This window comes from Clostridium sp. (assembly GCF_029267215.1).
Classification (GTDB): Bacteria; Bacillota; Clostridia; order Clostridiales; family Clostridiaceae; genus Sarcina.
In genome coordinates this window covers 18088-35076 of record NZ_JARIDH010000056.1, presented here as the reverse complement: position 1 = coordinate 35076, position 16989 = coordinate 18088, and the positions used below count along the sequence as shown (strand labels likewise).

Sequence of the window (16989 nt, the reverse complement as noted above, 5' to 3'; positions counted from 1 at the left end):
CATGTAAAATTTATATTATTTCAAACTCTTTTGTTTCCCCTAATATTCTTTTTATAATTAAGCAGCCTCTATTTTTTAATGAATAATATTTAACTCCTCTTTTTTTAGCTTCCTTCAAATAATAGATTTCATTTTCATCATTTCCTATAATCTTAATAGGCCTTAACTCTTTAACAATTTCTCTAAATTCACTTTTTGTAAAATCACTACTTCCTCTTATATTTAAAACATCTACTTTGTTATTAAGAACAAATTTTTCCTTTTTTATTTCCTTTAACATTTCCCTTGAAATAAACCCAACTTTTATATTATCTACAGAACAAAAAATCATTCCCTCATTATTCAATCCACTAATACATTTCCCTCTAAGCTCTACATTACCAACATTTGAATTAAAGCCCATTTTCATATCCCTTAAACTTATTTTTTTAATTTTTAAATATTCAACTAAATTCTTATTTAAATTATTTATATTAGGAACAACTATTTTCTTAATATTCATAGAATTAATCATTCTTCTTATAAAGAACTCAGTTTCTAAATCAGTATTTCTAATAACTAACATATATAGATTCATTCCATTTTCTTCTTTAATCTTATTTACCAATTCTATTTTATTGGAATCTTTTCCATCAACAATAACCACATTTTCAGTTATTGTTTTTATGATAACAATTCCATTTTTATCTTCTAAAAATTTTATACTGTTAGGATTTTTATTATTTAAATTTTCTATTTTATTTATTCCCTTAGCATTTACCACTTCACCTTCAATTGGACATAATATACTTATTAAAGCCACGAAAAACATTATTCTTATGATTATTTTCTTCATAAAATCCACCTTCTTTCGTAAAGATAAATTTCCCAATAAAACTTAAATTTATACATAAAAAAAAACAGGCCTAAAGCCTGCTTTTTATTTTTTCAATCTTGTTCCAAATTCATCTTGTTCTATTAAACCTTTTTTCATTAAACCACCTAAAGCCATTTTGAAGTAGTTTTTAGAAGTTTTAAATACATTTCTTATTTCATCTGGTGTACTCTTATCATTTAAACTCATAACTCCACCATTTTCTTTTAAATACTCTAATATTGTATCTCCTAATTCATTTCTTTCCTTAAGCTTATGATTTCTTAAAGATAATCCAACTATTCCATCTTCATAAACCTTTATTATCTTACCTTTTATAGTATCTCCAGGCTTAATATTAGTAAAGTATTCATTCTTTAATACCACAGCTCTAAATTGGTTGTCTATTGCAATTCTTAATGAATCATTTGTTTGATATCCATAAACAACTCCTGAAACTTCTGCTCCCTTTTTAGGCTCTTCTAATTCATCTAAATACTTATCTACATCAGTTGTAGCTGCTAATCTACCAGTTTTATCAACATATATATAAACTAAATATTTCTTTCCTTCAACCATTTTGTATTTTTGTTCTTTAATTGGAACTAATATATCTCTTTCTAATCCAAAATCAACAAAAGCACCTATTTTTGTATTTGATTTTACTTCTAACAAAGCTACGTCTCCAACAATAGCTAACGGTTCTTTTAAAGTTGCTATTAATCTATCTCTTGAATCTCTATATATGAAAGCATCAACTTCCTCTCCAACTTTAACTTCTTTCCCATCTAAATTTGCTCTTGGAATTAGAATGTCATCTGAAGTATTTCTTGTTCCTCTATCTAAGTAGTATCCAAAATCCGCTTCTCTAACTACTTTCATTTTATTAAATTTTCCTACGTTTATTATCATAAACTCCTCCTATATCTATATGTAAAGATTTTTAAGCTCTACGTAATTTCTTCTTGACTCTTTTAAATTTTCTATTTCTTCCTCTGTAAGTTTCCTAACAACTTTCCCCGGAACTCCTAAAACTAAAACACCCTCTGGTATTTCTTTATTTTGACTAACTAAACTGCCTGCAGCAATCATGGTATTTTTTCCTATTTTTGCTCCATTTAGTATGATTGCACCCATACCAACTAAACAATTTTCCTCTATTTCACATCCATGAATTATAGCACCATGACCTATAGTAACACCATTTCCAATTTTCACAGCATATTCACTATCTCCATGTAAAACTGCATTATCCTGTATATTAGTTTCATTTCCTATTGTTATTTTACTTTCATCGCCTCTTAAAACAGCACCAAACCATATTCCACAGTCTTTTCCAATAGAAACCTCTCCTATTATACTGCTATTTTCGGCTATAAAAGTTTTTTCATCTACTTTAGGTTTTTTCCCTTTAACTTGAACTAACATATGATCACCTCTTAGTCATTCTTGTAATTTTATCACACCAATGAACTTATGTCCACTTATGTATTTTTTCTTATATTAATTTATAAAATTAAAAATTAAATTTAATTCATTTAATTTGTTATTCATTAATATTATATACTATAAAAATAAATATTAAGAGGTATTAATGGATAAAAAAAATCTTTCCTTTGATAAGCTTAAATTTTATTATGGAATCCCTCATGCTCACACCTCTCTTTCAACTGGTAAAAGTTCACCTATGGAAGCTTTAGAATATGCTAGAAATAAAGGCTTAGATTTTTTAATTTTAACAGATCATAATAAATATTTAAGCGAAAATATAAGGGATAAAAATAAAGAGATTTCTAAATGGCTATATTTAAATAAATGTATAAATAAATTTAATAAAAAACATTCAGACTTTTTAGCACTTTCTGGTTTTGAAGCTAAATCAACCACTTTAGGACATCTAAATATACTATGCCCAAACACATTTTTTAAAGGTATAGTGTCTGATATAAATTATCTTTTACTTTGGCTCATAAATGATCACAATGCTATTTTAAGTATAAATCACCCAAAAAACTCTATAGATAAAAACATAATTTTTTCTCCTCTTCTAGATAAACTTTTATGTTCAATAGAAGTTGGTAATGGAAATTCTAAAGGAAAATATAAAAGATATGACTCTCAATTTTTTTCTCTACTTGATAAAGGTTTTAAACTTTCTGCTATAAACTCTCAAGATAATCACAAGCTAGATTTTGGTGATAATGATAATTTAACCTGTGTAATTACTCATAGACTTAATAAAAACTCCGTACTTTCAGCTTTTAAGGAACATCATGTTTTTTCAACAGAATCTAGAAGTTTGAAACTCCTCTTCTCAATAAATTCAGTTTTTATGGGAGGTACTTTAATTATTCGTCCTAATGATATTTTAAGATTATATGTTCAGGCTGAAGATATTAAAAATAGAATTTCAAAAATTCAATTTATAGTTTCTGGTGGAGAAATTTTAAAAGAAATTAATAATATTGATTTAAGTGATGTGAAATATATCTTTGAATGCAAGTCCTCTCCAAAAATCACTTGGATTGTTACTAAAATATTTTTAAATGGGGAAAAAGAAGCCCTGTCTTCCCCAATATTTATTAATTATGAATAAAAAAATAAACTCCCTTTAATTGGAGTTTATTTTTTTGTATTATTATGTTTAACTCTATTTGGTTTTGCCTTTGGTTTTATAACAATTTTTTTATCCTTTTTAACTTTTGGATATCCATTTCTTTGAACATCAAAAAACCAGAATAATAACATTACGGATATTGCTGAAACTATTAGCATAATCCATGTATTCATCGGAACAAACATTGGTATTAAAAATATTATTATAGCTGCCGCTAATATTATCCACTTATTTACTCTAACCCTGTTGAATACATATCTGCTTAATAGTGAGAATCCACCAAAAACTAATACTACAACTAATATTAATTGTAAAATAGAAATAAGTACTCCTAGCATCCTCTTTCCTCCTTGCATAATACTCCTTATATAATATATTAGTCTAAAAAAAAAACAAATTCAAGTTTTTAATTTTTTAATTTGTTCTTTAAAAATTAACATATTAAAAGTCATTTTTATGAATGTGTTAAATTAACAAAAATAATTTTATTATTTTCAAACATATATATAGTATTTTTATAAAAGATTTGCTAAAATATAATTATCATTTTATTCAAATTTTAAAGAGGTGATATTATGTCTTTAATAAATACATCAACTCATTTAGATGAATTAGACTTACAAATTTTAGATATCTTGATAAAAGATTGTAGAACACCTTACTTAGAAATAGCAAGAATTTGCCATGTTTCAGGTGGTACAATCCATGTTAGAATGAAAAAAATGGAAGATTTAGGAATAATAAAAGGAACTAGAATACTTTTAAATCTTCCTAAGTTAGGTTATGATGTAACATGCTTCGTAGGAATACATGTTAACTCTACTTCATCATACACTCATGTTTTTGATGAATTATCAAAAATAAAAGAGGTTGTTGAACTTCATTTAATAACTGGAGACTATGCTATATTAGCTAAGGTTATATGTAAAAACATATCAGACCTTCAAGATATTTTAATGAATAAGATAAACCATATAGATGGAATCAGTGGAACTGACACATTTATTTCTTTATCACAGCCAATAGATAAAAACATAACTTTATAAAAAAGAAATAGCTTTTAGCTATTTCTTTTTTTTTTATTTAAATGCATAAACAAAAAAATATTACTAATACTATTAACATATTCTTAGAAAAGGATGTGTTAATTATGAAAACATTAGGTATAATAGCTCTTACTCTTGTAATAATAGGAGCAATCAACTGGGGTCTTGTTGGTATTATGAGTTTTAATTTAGTTGATGCAATATTTGGAATAGGATCTATTTGGAGTAAAAGTATATATGTACTAGTTGGCCTTTGCGGTTTATATTGCTTATCATTTTACGGCTACTTTAACAAAATAAACGATTAAAAAATAATATCCCTTTAAAGGGATATTATTTTTTTTCATCATATTTTTTTAATTTATTATAACTTTTATGTTTATGAATCATTCAAAAGGTAATACTATTTATAAAATCATTTTTAAAGGAGCACCTATTTATTGAAATTTAATTATCGTAAATTAATTTATTTGCTAATAATACTACTAACTTCTTCTTTAATTATATATAAAATGCCTTCCTTCTCACAAAGAAAAGATTTCATTGTACATTATATAGATGTGGGTCAAGGTGATTCTATTTTAATTGAGAGTGAAGAAAAGAACCTATTAATAGATGCTGGCACTCCTGAATCTTCTGATTTTCTAATAAAATACCTAAAATCTCAAAATATAAAAAAGATAAACTCTATAATAATCACTCATCCTCATGATGACCATATAGGAGGTATAGCTAAAATAATAAAAACTTTCCCTATTGATTCACTTTATTCTCCTAAAGTTATTCATACCAATGAATCTTTTAAAAACTTAGTAAATGTTTTAAAAGAAAAAAAACTTAATATCAATATACTATCCGCAAACAAATCTAACAATATAGATTTAGGAAAAAACACTAATATAGAAATATTCTCCCCCTCTAATGAACTATATGAAAATTTAAATAACTATTCACCTATTATGAGAATATCCTATGGTGAAACCTCCTTTTTATTTACTGGTGATGCAGAAGAAGAGGCTGAAAAAGAAGTTCTAAAAAACAACTATAATATAAAATCTGATGTATTAAAGGTTGGACATCATGGAAGTCATACTTCATCTACAAAAGATTTTTTAAATAAGATTTCTCCTAAAATAGCTATAATATCAGCTGGTTTAGATAATTCATATGGTCATCCAAACCAATCTACACTAAATAAACTTAAGGAAAGAAATATAAAAATATTTAGAACTGATGAAGATGGAACTATAAAAATATCATCAAATGGAAAAGAACTTTCATTAGTAAAATAAAAAAAGCTAAAGGCACCAATAATTACTGGTGCCTTTAGCTTTATAGCCTGTTAGACTATAATAAACTATTAAAAATACCTTACTATTCTTCAGATATTTCTTTTTCCTCATCTTCTAAATTTATTAATATTTTTTTCCAACTAATTAATATATAAAATAAATTTACAACATCTTGTTCATTATAAACTAATATTTTCTCAACTTTTTCCTTAGGCATTCTTTGAAAATATTCCTTATCCTTTAAAACTTTATGGAAAGTTTTTGCTAAGTTAGAACCAGAAAGCACATCCCCTTCCCTTTCTATTCCAAACTTCTTCTCTAAAGCCTTAAGACCTATCCCTTGTTTAAAAGTATGCTCATAAATTTTCTGTATATCAACAGATCTAAAGTAGTTATTAAAATCAAAGTTTATTCCATATTTATCAAACAAATAGTTTATAACAGTAAAATCATTATTACCAGAAAATGTTACAATGTATTTTTTCTTTTTTTCTGCTGCTACCATTATAAAGTATTTCTTTGCTAAATAAAGAATATCTCTTACTTCACCCTTATGTTCTATCATATATTGGGTTGCTATGAATTTAGATTTCTCTTCATCATAGTATCCAGCTCCAAAAACACCTATGCACTTAGGTTTTTTATATACATAGTGTTCTAAATCAAAATATACAGCCTGTTTATATATATCATAATTTTCATTAAAAGATAGGGCATTACTAAGATCTAATTCATCAATATCTATTTCATGCTCTTTTATGATCACTTTATCACTCTTTTCCTTTATATAAACTTTTAACAAAGATATTATATCATTATATTCCTTTTTAGTTAAGGGTTATTAAAATTTAATATATACAAAGACAACTATAAAATTACATTAATTTAGTAATTGACAACTTAAAGACAAGTTGGTATAATTTAAATGAATTTGATAATGATTTTCATTAGTGAGGTGCTTAAGATGAGTATATATGACTTAAAAATCGGTGAATCTGGTGTTATAGATAAAATATGTGGACACAATGGTCTTGCAAAAAGACTTCTTGCATTAGGATGTATAGAAGGAACTGAGATAAAATTAAAGAGAGTTGCACCACTAGGTGATCCATTAATAATAAATTTAAGAGGATTCGATTTAGCAATAAGAAAAAAAGATGCTAAAAATATAATCTTAAAATAATAGATTAATATTGAATTTGAAAACAGAATAATTTAATTAGGAGGAAAACTAATGACAAAAATAGCTTTACTCGGCAATCCTAATGTTGGTAAGACTACCCTGTTCAATGCTTTAACAGGTTCTAATCAACATGTAGGAAACTGGCCAGGTGTTACAGTTGATAAAAAGGAAGGATTTTTCAACTCAGCAAAAATAGTAGATTTACCTGGTATCTATGCCTTGGATACATTTTCAAATGAGGAAAAGGTATCTAAGAAATTCTTAGAATCTGGAGATGTTGACCTTATTTTAAACATAGTTGACGCTTCTAACTTAGATAGAAACCTTTACTTAACTATGCAACTTAAGGAATTTAAAAAACCTATCGTTCTACTTCTTAACATGAATGATATAGCTAAAAAGAAAGGTATAAAAATCGATTCTAAGAAATTAGAAAAAGCTTTTAATCTTAAAGTAATTCCTATAACTGCATCTAAAAAGGAAGGTTTAGATGATGTTAAGAAATTCATAGAAAAGGGAGACTTTTCAAAATATTTAGATGATAAAACTTATTCATTTGAAAATGAATCAAGTACTTATAAATTTATAGAAGAAAAACTTAAAGATTGTTTTGATAGAAGTAATATCTCTTCAACAAACTTAACAGATAAATTAGATAAAATCTTCTTAAATCCATGGCTTGCTTATCCATTATTTATAGCCTTAATGTTTTTAGTATTCCAATTTACATTTTCATGGGTTGGACAACCTATTTCTGATGCATTAGATGGTTTACTTAGCGATAAATTAATGCCTTATTTAGATACTATATTATCTAGTACTGCACCATGGTTTAAATCATTACTAGTTGATGGTATAGTTTCAGGTGTTGGTGGAATAATAGTTTTATTACCAATTATATTATCTTTATTCTTATGTATATCAATACTAGAAGATAGTGGATATATGGCAAGAATCGCTTTCTTAATGGATAAATTCATGAGAAAAATAGGGCTTTCAGGAAAAGCATTCTTACCTATGATAACTGGTTTTGGATGTACAGTTCCTGCAATAATGTCAGCAAGAACTTTAGAAACTGAAAAAGATAGAAAATTAACAGCTCTTCTAGCTCCATTTATGTCATGTAATGCTAGATTACCTGTTTATGTAATATTTGCAGCCTTATTCTTCCCTAAAAATGCATCATTAGTCGTTGCATCATTATATTTACTAGGAATTTTGACTGCTTTCATATTAGGTTTAATATTTAAAAATACAATATTTAAAAAAGATGAAGAGCCTTTCATAATAGAACTTCCTGAATATAAAATTCCAGAGCCAAAGGCTGTTTTAGGACAACTTTGGGAGAAATCTAAAAGCTTCTTAAAGAAAGCTGGAACAATAATCTTTGCAATGAGTGTTGTTATATGGTTTTTACAAAGCTTTAATATATCTGGATTAGTTGATGATGTAACACACAGTTTCTTATATAATATAGGTTCATTCATAGCCCCTATATTCTCACCATTAGGATTTGGTGATTGGCAAGCTTCAGTTTCATTATTAACTGGATTAATGGCTAAAGAAACTATTATTTCAACAATGGAAGTTATTTATAAAGGTGATTTAACAAACATGTTACCACACTTCTTTAATTCAATATCAGCTTACTCATTCATGGTATTTGTATTACTTTACACTCCATGTATAAGTGTTATTGGTGTATTAAAGAAAGAATATGGTGGTAAATTCACAATTTTATCAGTAATATTCCAATTTGTAGTTGCTTGGATCGGTGCATTTATAGTTTACCACATAGGTTTATTACTATTTTAGACTAAAGAAGGTGTTATAAATGGAATTTTTAATTACAGGCATAATAATATTAGCCGTAATATTTATACTATATAAAAATTTTAAAAAATCATCTAAAGGACAATGTAGTGGATGTAGCGGTTGTTCTAAAAAATCAGGTAGCTGCAATTGTTCAAATAAAAAACATTAATAAAATAAAAAAGTCAATTCTACTTAGAATTGACTTTTTTTGTTTTACATTTTTTCTACTACATCTATTCCTATTAAGAATAAAGCATTTTTTATAACTTGTGCAGTAGCTTTTATAAGTTCAAGTCTAGCTGCTTTTAAACCTTCATCTTCTACATTTAATACTGTATGATTATTGTAGAATTTGTTGAATGCTTTAGCTACTTCTATTGAATATCTAGTTACTACTGAAGGTTCTAATTTATCTATTCCTAAAAGTATTGCTTTTTGGAATCCTTCTAAAGTTTTAGCTAATTCAAATTCTTCTTTTGAAGTTAACTTAGTAAAGTCTGGTGTAGCTGTTATATTTTGTTCCTCAGCTTTTCTTAATATACTCTTAGCTCTTGCATATGAGTATTGTACATATGGACCAGTCTCCCCTTCAAAGCTTAACATCTCTTTCCAATCAAATACTATATCTCTTTCTCTTGAGTTCTTTAAGTATGTGAATAAGATTGCTCCTATACCTATTTTCTTAGCAACCTCTTCTTTGTTTTCTAATGAAGGGTTTTTCTCTTCTATAGTTTCCCTTGTTTTATCTATAGCTTCATTTAAAAGATCTTCTAATAATACTACATTCCCTTTTCTTGTTGAAAGTTTTCTATCTGCAAACTTAACTAATCCAAATGGAATATGTGTACAGTTTTTAGCCCACTCTTTTCCTGCTAATTCTAGAGTTTTGAAAACTTGATTGAAATGTAATATTTGATCTTTACCAACTACATATATACATTTATCAAAATTATAAGTTTTTTGTCTGTACATAGCAGCAGCTAAATCTCTTGTTGCATAAATTGAAGCTCCATCAGATTTAACAACTATACACGGTGGCATATTGTAATCATCTAACATTACAACCTTAGCCCCATTACTTTCAGTTAATATGTTAGCTTTTTCTAATTCTTCAACTACTACATCCATTTTATCATTGTAGAAACTTTCTCCAGCCCAAGAATCAAAATCTACTCCTAACATATCATAGATTTTATTGAATTCTTTTAATGATAAATCTTTAAATCTTTCCCATAATGCAGTTGCCTCAGCATCTCCATCCTCAAGCTTCTTGAAGTACATTCTTCCCTCATCTTCAAGTTCTGGATTATTTTCTGCTTCATCGTGGAATTTAACATATATTCTTAATAACTCAGTTATTGGAGCTTCTTCTAAAGCTTCCTCATTACCCCATCTCTTATAAGCTGAGATTAACTTACCAAATTGAGTTCCCCAGTCTCCTAAGTGATTTATTCTTTCTGTGTTATATCCTTCAAAGTTTAACATTCTATATAATGAATGTCCTATAGCTGTTGTAAATAAATGTCCAACATGAAAAGGCTTAGCTATGTTAGGTGATGAATATTCAACAACAACATTTTTTCCTTCTCCAACTTTAGAAGAACCATACTTTTCTCCCTCTTCTAAAACTTTCTCTATAACATTTTTTGAGAAAGCAACCTTATCAACAAAGAAGTTTAAGTAAGGCCCTAAACACTCTACTTTTTCAAATCCTTCTTTGTTTATTTTTTCTGCTAATTCACTTGAAATCATATTTGGAGCTTTTCTCATAACCTTCGCTAATTGGAAGCAAGGGAAAGCAAAATCACCCATCTCTGGTTTAGGTGGTATTTCTATAAGCTTTTCTATGTTTTCTAATTCTAAGTCAACATGCTCTTTTATTCTTTCTGCAACTAACTTTTTGTAATCCATAATTATCCTCCTTATTTTATATAATCTTTTGAAAAAACATCTTATTGACATTGTTTCCAAAATATAATTTTTTTACAATATAAAAAACCGCCTCTTTAAAAATAAAGAGACGGATATATCCGCGGTACCACTCTAATTGGTTAAAAACCCACTTTGTAAATTAACGCATATACGCGACATCTTAATAACAACTTATCAACATGCATCTCCGAGGCTCTCTTCATCTAAACTATTCTATAAGGCTCTCACCATCCCTTACTCGCTTAAGAAATCATAAAGACTACTCTTCTCTTCATCGATTTTTTATATTATATTTTATAACTTAATTTTATCATACTTTTCAAGAAAAATTAAGCATATTTTTTTATCACTAACCTATTATAGTATTATATATTAAATACTGTCAATATGAATTTTATTAATTACTTATTTTTTAAATTCCTTGAAAACTTTATTAAAATTATATAGTATGAATATATAGTAAAATTATATTTTAAACAAGTAGAGGGGAAATAAAATGGATAGAATAGGAGTTATAGATATTGGATCTAACTCTGTTAGATTAACACTTGCAGAAGTTGAGAATTCTGGATATTTCAGAATAATTGACGAATTAAAAGAACATATAAGACTTGGTTCAGACCTTTTTGCATGTTCTCTTTTAAGTCAAGAAAAAATAGGCCTTACAATTTCATCTATAAAATCATTCAAATCAATGTGCCAATCTTGTGGTGCATCAAAAATAATATTAATTGGTGCTGAGAGCATCGGGCAAGCGAATAATGAGATTAATCTTAAAGAGATCATAAAGAAAAAACTTGATTTAGACCTTAGAATATTATCAAACGAAGAAGAAATTCATTATAACTTTTTAGGAGCTAAAAACTCTCTCTATGTCAACGACTCACTTCTTTTAGATATTAATAGTAATAATACCCACCTTTGTTGGATTAAAAATAATAATATATATAAAGAAGTTACTCTTCCTTTTGGATATGTTACTTTAACTTCAATGTTTGAGCTTGGAGATATGGTTACTTTTGAAAACAATTCAAAATGTGTTGAATATATAAAGGATAACCTATCTAAAATCGATTGGTTAAAAGAAAATAAATTCCATTCACTTATTGGTGTTGGTGGTTCATTTAGAAACCTTGGTAAAGTTGATAGAAGAAGAAAAAGATATCCTATTGATATAGTTCATAATTATGTTATGTATGACTATGATATTGATGAAATGTCTCATATGTTTAAAAGTAAAAACCTCCGTCAAAGAAAAAAAATAGAAGGTCTTTCTCAAGCTAGAGCAGATGTTATAGTAGCTTCATCAAATATCATTAAACAAATTTTAAAATTCACAGAAACTAAGGAGGTTATAGTTTGTGGTCGTGGTCTTAGAGAAGGTATTATATATGAATATATAACTAATACCTTCCATAATGAAGATGATATATTAGATGTAAGTTTAAAAGGAATAATGGATACCCTAAATATAAATATTCCCCATGCTGAGAATGTTTATAGATTAGCAAATACTTTATTTGAAGAACTTATACCTCTTCATCACTTAGGAGATGAATTTAAAAACATTTTAAAAACAGCTTCTCTTCTTCACGACTGCGGAATAAGTATAAGATATTATGATCATCATATTCACTCATTTTATGTTATATTAAATTCTCATATAAATGGCTTAACTCATAAAGAAATCCTACTTAGTGCATTGTGTGCAGCTTATCATAGAAATAATTCATTCCAAGCACCACTTGCTAAGTACTCATCTATAATAAACAAACTTGATGTTAAGCATGTTGAACATATTGGAGTTATTTTAAAACTTGCAGAAGGTTTAGACAGAGGATTAACTGGTCATGTAAGAGATTTAGATGTAATTATAGAAGATGATACTGTTACTCTTAAACTTTACTCTGATTTTGATTTAGATTTAGAAATGCGTCAAGCTAGGAGAAGTGCTAAAGCATTCTTAGAAATCTATAATAAAAATTTAATAATAGAAAAAGCTTAGTATTAAAAGATTTTTATGTGAGTGTTGATTTTATCTAGTCATTAAGATATCCTTAATATTCTATGTAAAATCAACACTTTTTTAATTTTATTATTTCCTAATTCCTAATATATTTTCAGTAGATTCTTTAGATTTTAAAAGTTCAGCTTTTATATTTCCGTCTAATTTTTTTGCCTCTTCACTTTCTAAAGTTTCATTAACAGGTAAAATAAAGTAATCTGATTTTTTATTTTCTTTTTCATTTTTATAAACCCATGTTGGGATATAACTCCACTCCTTTACATAAGCTCCCTTTCTATTTTTATCTATTGTTATATTAAGTATAACTCCATCTGATGTTTTTCTATTCCCCATAGTTTTCTCCCTTTGATTTGAAAGAAAATTACCTAAAGAATAAGCAACCAATGTCTTTTCTCCATTTTCATTTTTTAATTCTAAAATAGGCTGTATAACATGAGGATTACTTCCAAGTATTAAATCAACACCATACTTATTTAAAGTTTCTGCAATCTTAATTTGATACTTACTTGGCTCTCCACTATACTCAACACCCCAATGCATTCCAAAAACTATAAAATCTACCCCTTCTTCATTCATAGCTTTAATTATATTTTCCATTTTAATTAAATCTTCATCTAAAGTTTTATAACTAAAAGTATTTATTTTACTTTCTCCTATTTTAACTCCATTTAACTCCTCCTCTTTCTCTTCAAAGGTGAATGAAGTAAATCCTATTTTTATTCCTTTTAACTTTTTAACTATATAATTTTCACTTCCTAAAGGAGTCATTTTTTCACTTACTTTTTCTATAGTTCTATTAAATCCCTCTTCTCCCTTATCTAAAGAATGATTAGTTGCTAAATTTAAAATATCAAAACCTGAACTATATAAAGCTTCAATCATGGTATCAGGTCCATTATATTTTGGATAACCTGAAAAACCTTTTTCTATTCCACTATAAGTTCCTTCTATAGTTCCATAACATATATCACTCTCTTCTAAAAAACTCTTTATATATTTGAAATTAGGATTAAAGTTATAACTTTTATTTTCCTCATCATATGCAGACCATATTTGTTCATCATGTAATATTATGTCGCCTACTGCACTTAACTTAACCTCTCTTCCAAAGTTAAATAAATTTAAAACACCTTTTCCCTGATTTTCTTTACTAATCTTCTCTGTTTCAGTGGTAGCTCCCTTGGTTGTAACTATATTATTATTTGTCAAAGTACTTGTTATTAAAGTAACACATACTATTCCTAAAGATGCTAAAAGCATTTTCATAGTTTTAGATAATTTAATCATATTCTCACCCCATTTTATATTACCATATTTTTACATATAATTTCAATTATCTTTCTAAAAACTTAAACTATTATTCTTATCCTCAAAATTATCTCACTACTTTAAATAAATAACTAAATATTATTCTGGAATATTCAAATTTAACTAGGAAATACCTTATTATATTCTTTCCAATTTATAAGTTCAAAATGTATTTTTTTATTTTCACTAAAAATTAATTAGGTCTTAAGATTAGCTAAAATCAATACTTTCTTAAAACAGAACCTAAAACAAAAGACCCCTCTTCATATAGAAGAAAGGTCTTTATTAAAGAAAAACTTATAATATTCCATTTATTAAACTTTGTAAAATTCCCATTATAAAATTTGAAGGAATAGATAATATACTACTTCCTAAAAATATTATTGCTATAAGTATTACTGTATAATACTTATATATCGTTTCTGAAAATTTATAAAAAGCTTTTGGATTTGCATCCTCTAATATTCTAAAACAATCTAATCCTGGTAGTGGTAATATATTAAACACAAATAAGTTTACATTTAATATTATTATATATCTTAATATACTAACTAATATCTCAGAAGTAGTTCCCATAATTCCAAAGAATTTAATCCATAAAGCAAATAAAATTGCTCCTAATACTGCAACTCCTAAATTTGAAAACCAAGCCATAGCATTTACTCTTATTGCATCTTTTTTAGGATTTTTAAATGCATATTTATTTATATTAACACTTTTTGTCCATCCAAATCCAATAAGGGCCATCATTAATGCACCCATTATATCTATATGTTTAAGAGGGTCTAATGTTAATTCTCCTCTAAATCTTGGTGCTTTATCCCCTAATTTATCTGCCATTTTTGCACGAGTATATTCTTTTACTGAAAAAGCTATTAATATAGCTGGAATGCTAAGTAATACATTTAATAAAAATCTCATGTCACTCCTCCTTTAGTTATATGTTATTAATTTGAATTCTCTGTTTATAAAAAAAATTATACCACAAATACCTATGTTTTATATGTAATTATTTTATTAATAAAGATAAAAAATCTATTTAAATTAGACCCTGTTTTAATAGAATGTTGCTTTTAGCTATAAAATAAAACCTACTTAATTTTATAGAGAGTTTCTGTCTATTTATTCTTACATATTAAATGAAACTCTAAACTGCTTATTAAGATGATTAAAAAAGTTCTCTCTAAAATCAACACTAGTTTAAAACAGAGCCTAAACCTAAAATAAATAACTATTTCTCCTATTAATTTAAAACCTTTAATGAAAGCTTTTCTTATAAAGTCATATAAAGCAACATATAAATTAATTTTAGTCTAAAAATCAACAATAATTAATCTATAATCTCTTAGCAGCCTCAAATGCCAATTCACTTCTCTCACACTCATCATATTTAAGTGTTATTTGATAACAAAGGTGACTACCTTTCATTTTCTCTGAAGCATAACATAATCCATTACTTCTAGAATCCAAGAAAGCTTGGTCTATCTGCTCTGGATCTCCAACCAATATAATCTTAGACCCTTCACCAGCTCTAGTAATAATAGCTTTTACTTGCTTAGGAGTAAGATTTTGTGCTTCATCTATTATAATCCAATTCTTAATTATACTTCTTCCTCTTAAATAAGCTACTGCCTCTGTTGTTATTATCTTTCTTTCAAAAAGCTCCTCTATTTTATCATTTAATTCCCTCTCATTAGAATATCTAGCCTTCTCATCAGAATCTATAAGTATTTCTAAATTATCATAAATAGGTCTCATAAATGGAGCTATTTTTTCCCTCTCAGTTCCAGGTAAATATCCAATTTCCTCATCCATTGTTACATTTGGTCTACAAACTAAAATTCTTCTATACTGACCACTTTCCTCTTCTATTATTTTTTGTAATCCTACTGCTAATGAAAATAAAGTTTTAGCAGTACCTGCTGGTCCTTTTATTATTACTAAAGGTGCCTTATTAGCATCCATACTAAGACACTCAAGCATAAACTTTTGTCCAACATTTCTAGGTGATATTCCCATTATATTATTATTATCTTTATATAAAAGAGGTCTAATAAATTTACCATCAAACCTTCCTAAGGCTGTTTGCTTTTCATTATCATTACAATGAATAATTAAAAATTGATTTATTTCTAAATCTGGTTCCACATAACTTTTATTACCTTCATCATAAACTAATAAATCTTTCTTCTCTAAAACCTTATTTTTAAAGAAACTTTCTAAAACTTCTGAACTAGTATAAACATCCTCTCTTCCACTATATTGTTCTTCAAATTCAGGAACAACAACCTCATAAAAGTCTTCTGATTTTATTCCAACAGTATCTGCCTTTATTCTCTCAAATATATCCTTAGTTATTAAACAAACATCTTCTCCTTGTTCCTTAAGCGCCTTACATATTTGTATTATTCTATTATCTGCTTTACTTATATTCCAAGCTTCTGGTATTTTAGTATTGTAAAAGTTTGTTACAACTTTAAGCTTTCCACCACTTGATAAATCAATACCCTCATTTAATGAACCTAACAATCTAAGCTTATCTAACTCCCTAGCTACATTCCTAGCATTAGCGCCTAAATCATTATTCATTTTCTTTATGTTATCTAATTCCTCCAATACAACTTCTGGAATAATAACATTGTTATCCTCAAAGGCATATATGGCACCTGGTGAATATAAAAGCACATTTGTATCTAATATATAAGTTTTCTTCAAACTAATCACTCCTTTAGAATAATAAGGCCTTATAAGCAAACTTGATTTTCATTTATTTATATATTAATATTTAAGAATAATCAATAAAATTCTTAAATATCAATATTTTAAAAAACAAATTTTAAAAAGTGAGAAGTATTTAATTTTACTTATAGATTTTTAATTTATACTAATATATAAACATAAACAACATTGGAGGTTT

At 26.8% G+C, this 16989-nt stretch carries 17 protein-coding genes and 1 other annotated feature; of the genes, 8 read left to right on the top strand and 9 right to left on the bottom strand.

Translation table 11 applies throughout. The features are described 5' to 3' along the window. Positions 1-10: 10 nt before the first annotated feature. From Q1K13_RS09940 to Q1K13_RS09930, 3 genes are all read right to left on the bottom strand, one after another. Positions 11-835 carry a hypothetical protein gene (locus Q1K13_RS09940; RefSeq protein WP_300350263.1) on the bottom strand — a complete coding sequence of 275 codons (825 nt, stop codon included), beginning with the start codon at positions 833-835 and terminating at the stop codon, positions 11-13. A gap of 84 nt (positions 836-919) precedes the next feature. After that, positions 920-1765 (bottom strand): CvfB family protein, encoded by an 846-nt coding sequence (locus tag Q1K13_RS09935; protein WP_300350260.1) that lies wholly within the window; start codon positions 1763-1765, stop codon positions 920-922. A 15-nt stretch (positions 1766-1780) separates the two neighbouring features. Continuing rightward, positions 1781-2281, bottom strand: a complete 501-nt coding sequence (locus tag Q1K13_RS09930) for a gamma carbonic anhydrase family protein (RefSeq protein WP_300350258.1) — start codon at positions 2279-2281, stop codon at positions 1781-1783. Between the two features lie 166 nt (positions 2282-2447). Here Q1K13_RS09930 and Q1K13_RS09925 point away from each other — a divergent pair, with 166 nt between their 5' ends. Then, complete coding sequence (locus Q1K13_RS09925; RefSeq protein WP_300350256.1) at positions 2448-3449, top strand: CehA/McbA family metallohydrolase; 1002 nt, start codon at positions 2448-2450, stop codon at positions 3447-3449. Positions 3450-3475: 26 nt separating this feature from the next. On the opposite strand, the gene Q1K13_RS09920 is transcribed toward Q1K13_RS09925, so the two are convergent. Then, positions 3476-3808: a hypothetical protein gene (locus tag Q1K13_RS09920; RefSeq protein ID WP_300350255.1), complete on the bottom strand. Its 333-nt coding sequence runs from the start codon at positions 3806-3808 to the stop codon at positions 3476-3478. A gap of 237 nt (positions 3809-4045) precedes the next feature. Here Q1K13_RS09920 and Q1K13_RS09915 point away from each other — a divergent pair, with 237 nt between their 5' ends. From Q1K13_RS09915 to Q1K13_RS09905, 3 genes are all read left to right on the top strand, one after another. Next, positions 4046-4516 carry an Lrp/AsnC ligand binding domain-containing protein gene (locus tag Q1K13_RS09915; protein ID WP_300350252.1) on the top strand — a complete coding sequence of 157 codons (471 nt, stop codon included), beginning with the start codon at positions 4046-4048 and terminating at the stop codon, positions 4514-4516. Positions 4517-4620: 104 nt separating this feature from the next. Next, positions 4621-4824 (top strand): DUF378 domain-containing protein, encoded by a 204-nt coding sequence (locus tag Q1K13_RS09910; protein WP_300350249.1) that lies wholly within the window; start codon positions 4621-4623, stop codon positions 4822-4824. Positions 4825-4956: 132 nt separating this feature from the next. Then, positions 4957-5808 (top strand): ComEC/Rec2 family competence protein, encoded by an 852-nt coding sequence (locus Q1K13_RS09905; RefSeq protein WP_300350247.1) that lies wholly within the window; start codon positions 4957-4959, stop codon positions 5806-5808. Between the two features lie 82 nt (positions 5809-5890). Here the strand turns inward: Q1K13_RS09905 and Q1K13_RS09900 are convergent, their stop codons facing one another. Beyond that, the gene (locus Q1K13_RS09900; protein ID WP_300350245.1) at positions 5891-6574 is read right to left on the bottom strand and encodes a ribonuclease H-like domain-containing protein; all 684 of its coding nucleotides are present in this window, start codon (positions 6572-6574) and stop codon (positions 5891-5893) included. 198 nt (positions 6575-6772) lie between these two features. Here Q1K13_RS09900 and Q1K13_RS09895 point away from each other — a divergent pair, with 198 nt between their 5' ends. From Q1K13_RS09895 to Q1K13_RS09885, 3 genes are read left to right on the top strand one after another with little or no spacing between them, the layout of a single operon-like run. Further along, on the top strand, positions 6773-6991 hold the full coding sequence (locus tag Q1K13_RS09895; protein WP_300350243.1) for a FeoA family protein: 219 nt from the start codon (positions 6773-6775) through the stop codon (positions 6989-6991). Positions 6992-7042: 51 nt separating this feature from the next. Beyond that, the gene (feoB, locus tag Q1K13_RS09890; RefSeq protein ID WP_300350240.1) at positions 7043-8806 is read left to right on the top strand and encodes a ferrous iron transport protein B; all 1764 of its coding nucleotides are present in this window, start codon (positions 7043-7045) and stop codon (positions 8804-8806) included. A gap of 19 nt (positions 8807-8825) precedes the next feature. Then, positions 8826-8975, top strand: coding sequence for a FeoB-associated Cys-rich membrane protein (locus Q1K13_RS09885; protein ID WP_300350236.1), 150 nt, complete (start codon positions 8826-8828; stop codon positions 8973-8975). 44 nt (positions 8976-9019) lie between these two features. Here Q1K13_RS09885 and argS read toward each other — a convergent pair whose 3' ends face one another. Further along, positions 9020-10717, bottom strand: a complete 1698-nt coding sequence (gene argS, locus Q1K13_RS09880; RefSeq protein WP_300350233.1) for an arginine--tRNA ligase — start codon at positions 10715-10717, stop codon at positions 9020-9022. A 102-nt stretch (positions 10718-10819) separates the two neighbouring features. Further along, positions 10820-11022: a binding site (T-box leader), on the bottom strand. Positions 11023-11234: 212 nt separating this feature from the next. On the opposite strand from argS, the gene Q1K13_RS09875 reads away from it, so the two are divergent. After that, positions 11235-12743: a Ppx/GppA phosphatase family protein gene (locus tag Q1K13_RS09875; protein WP_300350230.1), complete on the top strand. Its 1509-nt coding sequence runs from the start codon at positions 11235-11237 to the stop codon at positions 12741-12743. A gap of 90 nt (positions 12744-12833) precedes the next feature. Here the strand turns inward: Q1K13_RS09875 and Q1K13_RS09870 are convergent, their stop codons facing one another. From Q1K13_RS09870 to Q1K13_RS09860, 3 genes are all read right to left on the bottom strand, one after another. Continuing rightward, on the bottom strand, positions 12834-14051 hold the full coding sequence (locus Q1K13_RS09870) for a CapA family protein (RefSeq protein WP_300350227.1): 1218 nt from the start codon (positions 14049-14051) through the stop codon (positions 12834-12836). 318 nt (positions 14052-14369) lie between these two features. Then, positions 14370-14993: a site-2 protease family protein gene (locus tag Q1K13_RS09865; RefSeq protein WP_300350225.1), complete on the bottom strand. Its 624-nt coding sequence runs from the start codon at positions 14991-14993 to the stop codon at positions 14370-14372. A gap of 414 nt (positions 14994-15407) precedes the next feature. Then, complete coding sequence (locus Q1K13_RS09860; RefSeq protein ID WP_300350222.1) at positions 15408-16787, bottom strand: PhoH family protein; 1380 nt, start codon at positions 16785-16787, stop codon at positions 15408-15410. Between the last annotated feature and the right edge of the window lie 202 nt (positions 16788-16989).

Coding starts and splice junctions, on each gene's coding strand:
- argS (WP_300350233.1), bottom strand. CDS start 10,717: ATGGATTACAAAAAGTTAGTTGCAGAAAGAATAAAAGAGCATGTTGAC.
- Q1K13_RS09865 (WP_300350225.1), bottom strand. CDS start 14,993: ATGAGATTTTTATTAAATGTATTACTTAGCATTCCAGCTATATTAATA.
- Q1K13_RS09895 (WP_300350243.1), top strand. CDS start 6,773: ATGAGTATATATGACTTAAAAATCGGTGAATCTGGTGTTATAGATAAA.
- Q1K13_RS09925 (WP_300350256.1), top strand. CDS start 2,448: ATGGATAAAAAAAATCTTTCCTTTGATAAGCTTAAATTTTATTATGGA.
- feoB (WP_300350240.1), top strand. CDS start 7,043: ATGACAAAAATAGCTTTACTCGGCAATCCTAATGTTGGTAAGACTACC.
- Q1K13_RS09920 (WP_300350255.1), bottom strand. CDS start 3,808: ATGCTAGGAGTACTTATTTCTATTTTACAATTAATATTAGTTGTAGTA.
- Q1K13_RS09870 (WP_300350227.1), bottom strand. CDS start 14,051: ATGATTAAATTATCTAAAACTATGAAAATGCTTTTAGCATCTTTAGGA.
- Q1K13_RS09940 (WP_300350263.1), bottom strand. CDS start 835: ATGAAGAAAATAATCATAAGAATAATGTTTTTCGTGGCTTTAATAAGT.
- Q1K13_RS09935 (WP_300350260.1), bottom strand. CDS start 1,765: ATGATAATAAACGTAGGAAAATTTAATAAAATGAAAGTAGTTAGAGAA.
- Q1K13_RS09930 (WP_300350258.1), bottom strand. CDS start 2,281: ATGTTAGTTCAAGTTAAAGGGAAAAAACCTAAAGTAGATGAAAAAACT.
- Q1K13_RS09875 (WP_300350230.1), top strand. CDS start 11,235: ATGGATAGAATAGGAGTTATAGATATTGGATCTAACTCTGTTAGATTA.
- Q1K13_RS09885 (WP_300350236.1), top strand. CDS start 8,826: ATGGAATTTTTAATTACAGGCATAATAATATTAGCCGTAATATTTATA.
- Q1K13_RS09915 (WP_300350252.1), top strand. CDS start 4,046: ATGTCTTTAATAAATACATCAACTCATTTAGATGAATTAGACTTACAA.
- Q1K13_RS09910 (WP_300350249.1), top strand. CDS start 4,621: ATGAAAACATTAGGTATAATAGCTCTTACTCTTGTAATAATAGGAGCA.